Source organism: Niabella beijingensis (genome assembly GCF_020034665.1).
Classification (GTDB): Bacteria; Bacteroidota; Bacteroidia; order Chitinophagales; family Chitinophagaceae; genus Niabella; species Niabella beijingensis.
On record NZ_JAIQDI010000002.1, the window covers coordinates 2250027 to 2262211 of the forward strand.

Below are 12185 nucleotides of genomic sequence, written 5' to 3' on the forward strand. Positions count from 1 at the left end.
ATCCTTTTCCCGCACCCGCCATTATTGTTCATCGCTGCAACTCCGGCACCTGAAATGCAGAACCAGTGAAATATTATCGTTCCACCAGTTCTTTAACCGGTTCGCCGTACCAGTCTATTTCATTATGATCCGTTTTTAAAAGTATACGCCATCTTTTAAATGTGTTGACAAACACAATCAACATGAGCAACATGGCAAAAAATGCCAGTACGGCTAACAGATATTGTTCTTTTGGTATGTACACATTTACGATTTGCTCATACCCCGCCCAAAAAGTGACCACTGCCATAAATACTCCCGGAATAGCGGAACACAAGGCATACTTGCCCCTGTTCATGCGGATCAGCATGGTGGTACAAACAATCAGCCCGCACGCTGCCAGCAACTGGTTGCTGATGCCAAACAGCGGCCAGATACTGTTTACATTACCGGTATAAACCAGGTATCCCCACGAAAAGGTAAATATCAGGCTGCATATTATAATACCGGGCTTCCAGTTTTTATCTTTAAACTTCGGGATTGCACTACCCAGCATTTCCTGTAAAAAGAACCTTCCTACCCTGGTACCGGCATCAATAGCCGTTAAAATAAACACCGCCTCAAACATGATGGCAAAATTGTACCAATAGGCCATCAGGTCGTCCATGAAAGGTATTTTATTAAAGATATGAGCCATTCCCACCGCCAGGGAAACTGCCCCACCGGTACGCCCATGTAAATCCACACCGATCATTTTGCTGAAATGATCGAGATCCACAGTATGGAGTTGCGGATTTGCAGCGATAAAGGAGCCATACAATTCTTTAGGTGTGTTGATGGCAAAATAATCACCCGGTACTAATGTACAGGCGGCTATTAAAGCCATCAATGCCACAAATCCTTCTACAAGCATAGCTCCATAACCAACAAAAAGGATTTCCTTTTCATTAGAAAGCATTTTTGGAGTGGTGCCTGTGGCTATTACTGCATGAAAGCCCGAAATGGCACCACATGCGATTACTATAAAAATAAAGGGCAATACCGGGCCGCCAATAACCGGACCTCCCCCGTTTATAAATTTGGTAAGAGCAGGCATCTGAATAGTTGGCGCAACAAAAACAACACCTACTGTCAGCATAATGATAGTGCCGATTTTCAGATAGGTGGACAGATAATCCCGTGGCACTAATAATAACCAGACGGGTAAAATGGAGGCGAGGAAACCATAAACAGTAATAGCAATGGAAATAGTACCTGTTTTCCAATGAAAGATGTTCCGGACTTCCCCGATTTTCATCAACTCATGCCCCCCGATAATGGATGCGATCAGCAAAACACCCCCGATAATACTCGCCAGCCTTACGCTCTCACCTTTGTAACGCATAATAAGTCCCATTATTACCGCTATAGGCATGGTAGCTATTACCGTAAAGAGCGACCAGGGAGCTTCGTGCATTGCACTGATACACGCCAGGGAAAGACCTGCCAGTGTAAGGATCAGAATAAAGAGGATGGCAATGCCTGCAATCATACCTGTACCTTTATCCACCTCCTTACCGGCAATAGTTGCCAGGCTTTCGCCTTTATGTCTTACCGAGGCAAATAATACAATCATGTCATGAACACCACCGCCCAATACACATCCAATTAATATCCATAAAGTACCCGGCAGGTAGCCAAACTGGGCAGCCAGCACGGGGCCTACCAATGGTCCTGCCGCCGCAATAGCAGCAAAATGATGTCCGAAGAGTACATTTTTGTTGGTCACTACATAATCTTTGCCGTCGGCAAATTCAATGGCCGGCGTTTTATTTTTTGCGTTAAGCCTCAGCACCTTATTCGCCATAAAAACGCCATAAAACCGGTAGGCAATTGCAAATATTAATAACGCTGCAAAAACCAGTGTCAGTGCATTTACTCCATTTAACCACTCCATGATATGCTATTTTTAAATATTATCAGCCGGAAAACTCCCGCTTTTCAGATCAACTATTTTCGATACAATCCGGCAACAAAAATCAGAACAGGGCGGCCCCAATCAGGGCGCTGTATTCTCCCAGTTCAGAATTTACAATGGGTATTCTTCGTCCTATTTTTTTCCAGAGAAGCGTTTGTACCTGAGATTGAAACCTGGCGAATGCTTTATTGATATTACCTCCTATCACTACAGCTTCAGAAGGAAACTTTTTTAGAAATTCACTAATAAACAGAGCCAGGTTACGGGCAAACTCATCGAATAAGAAATCGATATTCTTATTGTTATTATATTGTTTTAGTAATTCTTTGACACCACTGACAGATTTGCCTGACAGCGTATAAAACCGGGATACAAACCATTTGGTAGATAAAAAATCTTCTGCTATCCCGTTTTTAAATGGCATGTTCCATAAACCGGCATCGATCTCCAGGGAGTAATTTCCTGCTGCCGTTCCCAGGCCGGTACCCAGGGTAATCCCAATAGCACTCTCATAGCCTTTCAGGCTTCCGGCCAGCATTTCCCCTCTTAAAAAACAAACTGCATCATTTTTAAATACAATTCTTTCCCGGTTTATACCCAATCTTCCGGACAATATATCACCAACATTAAGACCATATAAATTCCTGAATTTATCCTGTTCCTTAATTAGACTAATCCCGGATTTATAATCAAAAGGCCCGGGCATTGCTATGCCTATCTGCTCAACCCGGTTCCCGGCGTAATCCATTACCCGTGTTAAGAGATCTACCCAGCTATCAAAAATCATATCAGATGGCCCGGTTGAGGCGACTTCCTCTCTCTTAAGACTATCATCAATTATTATCCTTTTCTCCAAATCGACCAGAGATGCGGTAATATGTGTACCTCCGATGTCTACACCTAATGCTATACAACTATTCATATTTTATTTTTACACTCAATACTTTTTACCTGAACCACTTTTATGAAACCGGAGAAGCCGAAACAAACCCAACAAAGTAATCTTACTGATAAAATCCTTTTCAATCAGGGTCATTCCAGTACCCTGACGGCTTTCGAGCAGCTTAATTTGCCATCAAAGGAACGCTCGGTAATACGGATAAATACACCATTTCCGTTATCTGTACTGTTATCGATCTTATGGCTCTTGCTACAAGCCGCCAGCAAAGCAATAGCAGCAACTCCAATACCTAAGCGTGTCAGGCGCGACCCAAAAGCAGGAATCAGAAACAAGAGCATTATACTTAATCCGGCTATTTCAACCGTTCCGGGAACAACAAAATCGTATTTCACTTTTTGTGAGGATGCACCAATAGTTTTTGCCGCCTGACGGCCTATTTCCTTCCATTGCTTTCCATCTCCGGACGCTTCAATGATATATTCTTTTGTATTTGATTCGTTGTCTACAGTCCAACTTATATTCCATGAGCCGTTTATCTTATTTGCGGTAATGGTTCTGAAGTTCGTCGATAACGGCTGCGGAAAGCCATCGATAACGGCCTGCGTTTCTGCCGGATAATATTTCATCCGTAACCGCCAGAGTAATTCTTCAATTGATACCACATTAATATTGGTATCTAATAATGCCTTTGCCCAGGTAACCGGTGTTACCCCCCTTAAAGCTCCGGCATCGGTTGAAACCGCATCGCTGATATTTCCTCCTGCATCCTTTTTGAAGTAGGACCACGCATGTACTATTGTCCAGTCTATAGTGGGAGTCGGAGACTGATTTGCGGCGGAATTAATCAAACTGGCAATAACGGCTGGATTACCAGAGTTCGGATACTGATTTAGATCTGCCCACATCTGATACTTTGCGGTAAATACGGGTATATGTTTACCCTGTTTATTCGTTACCCAATAAATATTACCGCCGCCGGCATTGTAAGGAATATATTGAATCGCTACAATGCCCACAAGGTCATCAATCGTTTCGGCATATATCTGGTAGGCTCCCAAAGCTTCAGCACTGCTCAGGCTGTTTCTTGTAATAAAACTGAACACTTTAGTGCCGGTTGCTTTCATTCTTTTATTGACGATTTCGGCAAACTCACGTTGTATGGTCACTGCATCCCCATCCCGGGACTGTGCAAAATAATCAGGATACTGGTATCCGCCGCCAAATTCAATCAAATTACCCGGAACAGTAGTAGTATTCACAAAGTAATTCCAGGCATCCGGTATCATTTCTGATAAGTTGACCGGACAGTTAGTCCAGTTCATCGGCACGTTATTAATATCGGGATTACCCCAGTATTCGGGTATAAGCGGAAGACTGGTCGCCTGGATCATCATATTATCACCGTCGCTCAGCACAAAAGAATGATAATGCCTACCGGTTGAAAAATCCAGTGTTCTCGGGTTAATGTTGGTTACCTTAGGCGGTGTCAACTGCTTGGCGCCGGCCGATAACACGGAAAGGTTCACTACCGTAGCACCTGTAGTAAACATGCCATATTTGGAACAGGCAACCACTGCCGGTCCTTCATTTTCGTTCCACCCTACAACCGGACTATTGGGCTTCATCCATGACAAAATTGTGTTATAAAAATCATCAACGCCCCAATAAACCATACAATTATTGGAGATGGCCATTTCACGCTGACGATAATCATTAGGTGCAATAGTAACCACCATTTTATTATTTAACGCGCCTTTAATACCATCAAACCAGGCTTGAGTATAGGAGGTTTTTGAATTCAACGGCCTCGCGTCGTACTTTAATGTCAACCCGTGAGCAATTGCCGTAGATTCCAGTCCGGCTTCTACCAAAATGGCATCGTACATTGAGGCGTATAATGTTGCAAAGTTTACCGAATAATCTCCCTCGGTATACAAAACATAGCCTTTTACCACGCCTTTGTTTTTAAACCGGTCTACTAAATTCCATACTGTAATATTTCCGTTATCGGCAACCGATGTACGTGCCAGCCACCCGGAAAGGTAATAATTATAAGCGGCACCCGAAACATTGGTCCACACCAATTCGTTGTTGGTACCTGCATTTACAGCCCTTGCGGCCAAACCCGAAACAGATTGAACGAGATTTCGCTGTGCAAGATTGGAGGGGGATACTCTTATTATCTGTGTCGGCAGCTTTTGTTCGGGCCACCAGGATTCCTGGCCCTGAGAAAAAGCTGTTAAAGACAATAGCAATAGACAGATCAATACCTGGCATTTACATAAGCGACCGTTAATCATATACATTGTATTTTATTGGATAAAAATTAGCTGCTTTTATCGGTTGAAAAAGAGTAAGGATAATCGTCGGCTGCAGTGCCCTTTTGCCTGTTCGGCACATTACTCATCTGCAACCGGAACGTGCCGCCTTTCATAATGTCGAAATGATCGATCCAGTTTTTATCATAGGATTTGCCATTGAAAGCAGCCGTATTAATATATAGATTTTCACTGCTGTTATTGGGCGCACTGATGGTAAAGGTCTTTCCGTTCTCTAAAAACAACGTCGCTTTCTTAAATAAAGGCGTTCCCAAAACATACTGCGTTGTAGCCGGGCATACCGGGTAAAAACCCAATGCAGAAAAAACATACCAGGCAGATGTTTGTCCATTATCTTCATCTCCGCAATAGCCATCAGGTGTAGGTTTATAAAGCCGCTTCATCACCTCTCTTATACGGAATTGTGATTTCCAGGGGGCCCCGGCGTAATTGTACAGATAGGTCATGTGCTGGATCGGCTGGTTTCCATGCGCATACTGTCCCATATTCATGATCTGCATTTCTCTGATCTCATGTATTACTTTTCCATAGTAGCTTTCATCAAAAACAGGCGGAAGTGTAAAAACAGAATCCAGCATCTGCATAAACATTTTCTCACCTCCCATAAGCCGGATCAATCCGCTGATATCATGAAAAACGCTCCAGGAGTAATGCCAGCTGTTTCCTTCGGTAAATGCATCACCCCATTTAAACGGGTTAAAAGGGTATTGAAAACTGCCGTCAGCATTACGCCCGCGCATTAGTTTGGTGGTATCGTCAAAAAGGTTTTTATAATTGAGTGCTCTTTGACGGTAGAGCTCAATTTCTTTTTTAGGCCGCTCCAATGTTTTTGCAAGCTGGGCTATAGTGAAATCACTATACGCATATTCCAGGGTGCGGGCTGCACTTTCCCTGATATCCACGTCGTAGGGAACATAACCCAGTTTATTATAGTAGGCAGCGCCTTTTCTGCCAACGGCTGTTAAAGGTCCTTCATTATTGGCGCCCTTCAGCATTGCTTCATATAAGGTCTGAATATCATATCCCCTCAGTCCTTTCAGATAGGCATCTGCGACAACAGCAGCAGAATTATTTCCGATCATAGTATTACGATACCCGGGGCTGGACCATTCGGGTAACCAGCCACCTTCTTTATAAGCGTTTATCAGCCCTTCCTGCATTTCTTTATTGATAGAGGGGAACATTAAATTGAGGAAAGGATACAATGCCCGGAAAGTGTCCCAAAAGCCTGTTCCGGCAAATAAATACCCGGGAACCACCTGACCGTTATAAGGACTATAATGAACCGGTTGCCCCTTTGCGTCTATTTCATAATGTTTTTGCGGAAATTGCAGCATCCGGTATAAACAGGAGTAAAAAGTTCTTATATCATCTACCTGGCCACCCTGCACCGATATCCTGCTTAGCTTGTCATTCCATACTTTTTTAGCATGGGCTGCAACCTGCTCCAGGTTATAGCTGGATAATTCCCGCTTTAGGGTTATTTCAGCCTGTTCAAAACTGATAAAGGAAGAAGCTACTTTTAAATGAACCTGCTGGTCCTTTTTTGTTTTAAATCCTATTACGGCGCCGGCCTGTTCTGATGTAATGGTTTTATTTGTCTTATCCAATTGTTTGCCATTCCAGGTATAAGAAACATCAAAATCGTGGTCAACATATATAACAAAATAATTTTTGAAATTGTCCTGAATGCCCAGTTTACTTTTCCGGCTGTACCCGATAATCTTTCTTTCTTCCGGTATGATCTGAACAAAAGCTCCGCCGTCCATAGCGTCGATAGCGATATAAGCACTGTCAGATTGGGGAAAGGTTAGTCTGAATATGGCAGCACGTTCGGTAGGCGCAATCTCTGTGGTTACATTATAGTCTGCCAGGTACACCTTATAATAATAAGGTGTTGCGGTCTCGGCCTTGTGTGAAAACCAACTCCCCCTGTCTTCTTTAAATCTCAAAGAACCCACAAACGGCATGATCGCAAACTGTCCGTAATCGTTCATCCAGGGTGAGGGCTGATGTGTCTGCTTAAATCCGACGATTTTTTCAGCATCGTAAGTATAGGCCCAGCCATCACCCATTTTCCCTGTCTGAGGCGTCCATAAATGCATCCCCCATGGCATGCCAATTGCCGGATACGTATTACCATTTGACAAAGCATGTTTGGATGCCGTACCCATCAGTGTATTCACATAACCGACAGGCTCTGTTATTTTTTCATTTATATTCTGACTTTTACCCCCCAGGGCAAAAAGAGATATAAACAGGATTGATAAACTGAATCTCATTTCAGGATTATTATTTTAAGTTGTTTTATTTTTTTGGCACAAATAATACGGCATCAGCCATAACGGTACCGTCAGCATTTTTATTGGTAATAGCTACATAAGCATTATTGCCTTTCTTTAAATCAAAATCGCCCAGATGTACCCATTCTCCTGTTGTTTGGCCTTTTACTGAAACATCAGCCATATTGATCAATACTTCCGTTCTTTTAGTTCCATTGTTGATTATATGGGTAATTGTAGAAGTGGGATTGGCAATACGATTCACCACATACGTATAAATGGCATATTTTCCACTGTGTGAAATGGAAGGCTTGAATCGAACCTCATTCAACTGGCTGTTATTGGTACAATAAAGGCCAGAAAGACCGTAGGTACCACCCTTTTTAACCTGCCACTGACCGATTTTTTCGATATGTAAAGAGTCCGAATCGTCAACCAACACTTCCACTACGCTGTTATCCACCAATGGATTTGTCTTTAACATCTTCTGAACTTCTTTTATATCCACTTGCTGTACCGGTTTGTGCCCGTCTATAGCTATTGACGCGGCCACAGCCGAAGATTGTCCCAACACCATGAAAACAGGTTCCATCCTGATGGAGCCGTAGGCAATATGCGTAGCCGAGAGACAAACCGGAACCAATAAGTTTTTGCATTCAGTTATTTTGGGAGTAATAGAACGATATGAAATGGGGTAAGGGGGAAATCCGCCCACCTGTACGTCTCCTTCATTTTTTACCATCCCATTTGCGATAACTCTCTGACAATTGTGTGAATCCATGTTATAAGCTGCCATTCCGATAGCATCCTCTGCAACGGCATCACCTACACAATTATGCTGTGTCATTACATACGCCCCTATCATCCTCCTGGCCTCTCTTACATATAACTGTGGCGAGAAATGACCATTCTCAACATACTCGTCTTTAGGATAACCCCATTTCAACATTTCCTTTCTCATATCTTCGGGAACGCGCGGATCATGACCATAGAAATAAAGCAATCCTTTGGTATATAGTTCATGATCTTTAATGATTTGTTTTCGTTCTTCATAAGATCCGTCAGGATAATTATAGTTCGCTCCGATCATGTCTGTAGATAAGCCGCCGGTACTGTTGATATCGGTCTTGTTATTGGGCATGGGTTTAAAATGTTTCCACCAGATTGTTTCAGGGAGCTGTACGGGAAAAAAGCGGGTTAATAATTCATAGCGCGAAGGATCATAGCCCTCTGGCTTCGTTACGGGGACCATATTCTGCGGATCGTTGGTGAGACATAAACGGAAACAATAAGCCTGCACTTTTTTATCGCCGGTACCCCTGGGTTGCAGCGGCTCACCGCTAACGCCCCATAAAAGGCCACTTTTGGGATCTCCAGGAATTTTATAGGGATCTACTCCATCAGGAAACTGATGATAGATACTTTTTGCCTCCGCTAACTGAACGCCATTCAGTGTTTCATTATACTGTGCATTACCTTCACGGCCAATTGTGTAACTCACTCCGGCTTTGGCCATCAGGTCTCCTTCATAAGAACAGTCCAAATACATCTTAGCGGAGATCGTTATATTGGTAGCAGGGTCAGGAGCCAATGCGTTTTCGAGAATAATCGAACGGATTGAACCGTCTTTTTTATCAACTGAATGCAGCCGGGTATCATAAGCCACTTTTATAGCTCCTTCCCTGATATAATCTAAAAAGACGGCTTCGGCTATCTTCGGTTCAAAAATCCATTGCTCGAATTTTCCGTAATACCGCCCCACACGCCTGTAAAAATTATGAGCCAGGCCCGTGATGGCATATTTATTTCCTATATCTGTCAAACCTAAACCACCTGAAGTCATACCCCCCAAACGCCGGGTAGGTTCAATCAAAATCACCGACTTCCCCATTTTTTTTGCCGTATAGGCAGCAATAACACCGGCAGAAGTTCCACCATAAACACAAATATCATAAGTTGACTGAGCGGATACCAGCAAACGTGATCCTGTAAGTAAAAGGAAAAGAATTATTTTATTAAACATGATCTGAGTTTAATTCATTACTATTTTTAAAAAGGAATCAGGAAAGGACTTTATTAATATAAGCGGGGTAACTCTCTTTGTCTATGCTGCCGTCGCCTTTGGTAATGCTATCGCCAAAACAAACAACTCTTTGCACCGGGAGGTGATTATATAAACAATACTGAGCTATTGTTACACCCATAAGGCAATATCCGTCTCTTGTTGGATGAACACCGTCCGTTTTGCCTGTATTAGCCTCATTTCTTAAAAGGGAATCAGCGCCCAAACCTATTTTGCCTACTTTTTCAAATAAGGCCCCCATATCTAAAAATGAGGTTTGTTTTTTCCGGGCTATTTCTTTTATAGCATCGTTAACTGCTTTTCGGCGCCCCTCTGCGCCTTCTGGTTCAAAAAAAGAAGCCGGATGACGGGTAAGCAGGTAAGGCTCATAAAAAGGTAAAATGGTCATGAGCAATAACTGGCTGCCGCTCTTCAAAATCCCATCTGACAGTAACTCGAGATTTTCTTTATACTTCGGCAATGGCACATACTTGCCATGGTTCATATCATTGGTTCCTATCATCATCACTACCAGGCTGGGGCGATGCCTGAGACAATCGGGCTCAATACGTTGTAACAGGTTTTTAGTATTATTTCCAGCTATTCCTGCATTGACAATTAACTCCGGCTTTTCTACAGGATTATCACCTGCCTTCACCTTCCCGGCTCCCAATAGCCCCAGTGAAAGCATAGATGCATTACGGATAAAATCTTTTCTTTCCATCTTAATTATTATAATGTTGATTACAGGAAGGTCAATTCTTCCTTAGCTTTTGATAAATATGTGTTAATACCTCACCGCGGGTTTTCCCGTTTGCCCAATCTGCCAATTCCAATCCCGATTTTTCTTCCCAGTTTTTTATAGCAGCAGTTGTTGCTACATCTTTTAAGCGGGCATTCCAATCTGTCACAAATCCTCTAAGACCTAAATACTGTAATGCTTTAAAATCAGGATTGGAAGGACCGGCATCTTTAAAGCAAATCAATACGGCCCGCTGATCGATTAACCTGTCCTGTAACACTTGCCGGTCAATATCCTGAACCGTTTTTTTATGATCGATGGCAACAGCAGCAGCCACGCCCGCAGCCTGGCCCAATGCCATCCAGCAAGGCTCCATTCGCAATGTAGCCAGTCCTAAATGGGTAGCGGATACCGGAACCGGCGCTAACAGGTTATCGACATTAGGAGGAACGATCACTTCGTAAGGAACCGTGTATGGCGCCGCAGAGTAACTCAGGAATCCCTCAAGGGTATTCTGCCCCTTTTCTCTTTTACGTGTGGCATGTGAGTCGATACCATAATGACCTCCGGTAATACTTGTTTTATGCAGTGGTGGCCGGCTGCCTTTTTGTACGGGGAGCGCATCTCCTGCTTTATACACATAAACACCTTTCATTCTTCTGCCCTCGCGTACATACACCTGCCTTGGAAAATTTCCATTATCTGTATACTCATCGGCAGCAAGTCCCCATAAAGCACATGAATCTCTAAACCAGGCCGGTAAAGCCGGGTCATTCTGACCAAAATACAAAAGCCCCAACGTATAATCCTTCAATCTTTCAGCAAACTTGTCGCGCCATTGCCAGTCAGATGTCGGCCATGCCCAGTTCTCCTCGGGCAGATCTGTTGAAACCAATGAGCGATGCTGATTATTGGCATCCGTTTTATTATTGGGCAATACAACCTTATTCACCAGGCGTTGCATTCCCTGTGGTATATTCTTACCTTCAGGCGGCAGGCCTTTTAGCAAACGTTGTTGATTCCGCTCTTTTTCAGTTACTGACTGTAATTCCCATTCTACGCCTGAATGCAGCCCGGACCGTACATCATCAACAATCGATGCATACTCTTCCCTGTTGTAATTGGCGGGCCTGGGTATCGGTACTTTTTTTTGGTTGTCAGTTGTCAGACACAACCTGTAGTTATAAGCCTGTATGGCATTGTCGCCCAGGTTGGAACTACCCGCCTCCTGCCCGTCTTTCTCCCACAACTTATAAACGATTCCCGCATAGGGTTCGTTGTATTCTGTTTTACCTTCACGGCCTAATGAAAAAGGCACACCGGCAGCCGCAATCAGGTCTCCTTCATAAGTGGCATCAATAAACACTTTTCCGTTATATGTTTCTGAAGTATTGTTTTCCCTGTTCAATACCGTAATGGCCTTTATTTGATTTCTTTCCATTTGAGCATACTCAGGATAAGCATCAAACTGCCGGTTTATTTTCACCGTTACCAGAGGTTGTTCCTCCAGCATCTGGTGCATTATTTTTTCGGCGACGGAGGGCTCAAAATGATATCCGCCCTTTGCATCCCTTACCTGTGGTGAATTGCTACCATAAACGCTCTCGTAATGCTTATTGATACGGGTCACAAACTCCAAGAATAATCCTCCCGTAGCTGACCGCGTAATTATATCGGTTGCACCCAGGCCATTTGCGGGAAGACCGCCGATATGTTTTGTACGTTCAAGGATAACAGATCTTTTCCCTTCGCGGGCGGCTGCAATGGCGCACATAATACCGCTGGGTGTGCCACTCACTATAACCAGGTCGTACATAGAAACAGCCTTGGTATCCTGGGTAATAGCCATGTTAACCAATAGCTGCATAGCAAGCAGGCAAAACAACCGTTTTATTTTTGCACCTTTAAAACCTATACACATAA

At 43.4% G+C, this 12185-nt stretch carries 7 protein-coding genes; all 7 read right to left on the reverse strand.

The annotated features are described in order from the left end of the window. Window positions 1-73 precede the first annotated feature (73 nt). The 7 genes from K7B07_RS25420 to K7B07_RS25450 all read right to left on the reverse strand — a co-directional run bounded on the left by K7B07_RS25420 (window position 74) and on the right by K7B07_RS25450 (window position 12183). Entirely contained in the window at window positions 74-1915 is a 1842-nt protein-coding gene (locus K7B07_RS25420) for a carbon starvation CstA family protein (protein WP_223713359.1), read from the reverse strand. Window positions 1916-1997: 82 nt separating this feature from the next. Continuing rightward, entirely contained in the window at window positions 1998-2858 is an 861-nt protein-coding gene (locus tag K7B07_RS25425; protein ID WP_223713360.1) for an ROK family protein, read from the reverse strand. 110 nt (window positions 2859-2968) lie between these two features. After that, window positions 2969-5137 (reverse strand): GxGYxYP domain-containing protein, encoded by a 2169-nt coding sequence (locus K7B07_RS25430; RefSeq protein WP_223713361.1) that lies wholly within the window; start codon window positions 5135-5137, stop codon window positions 2969-2971. Between the two features lie 26 nt (window positions 5138-5163). Continuing rightward, window positions 5164-7458 (reverse strand): GH92 family glycosyl hydrolase, encoded by a 2295-nt coding sequence (locus K7B07_RS25435; protein WP_223713362.1) that lies wholly within the window; start codon window positions 7456-7458, stop codon window positions 5164-5166. Window positions 7459-7483: 25 nt separating this feature from the next. Next, a complete protein-coding gene (locus K7B07_RS25440; RefSeq protein WP_223713363.1) occupies window positions 7484-9481 on the reverse strand; it encodes an FAD-dependent oxidoreductase in 1998 nt (665 codons plus the stop codon). A gap of 37 nt (window positions 9482-9518) precedes the next feature. Further along, a complete protein-coding gene (locus K7B07_RS25445; protein ID WP_223713364.1) occupies window positions 9519-10244 on the reverse strand; it encodes an SGNH/GDSL hydrolase family protein in 726 nt (241 codons plus the stop codon). Window positions 10245-10275: 31 nt separating this feature from the next. Continuing rightward, entirely contained in the window at window positions 10276-12183 is a 1908-nt protein-coding gene (locus K7B07_RS25450) for an FAD-dependent oxidoreductase (protein WP_223713365.1), read from the reverse strand. Between the last annotated feature and the right edge of the window lie 2 nt (window positions 12184-12185).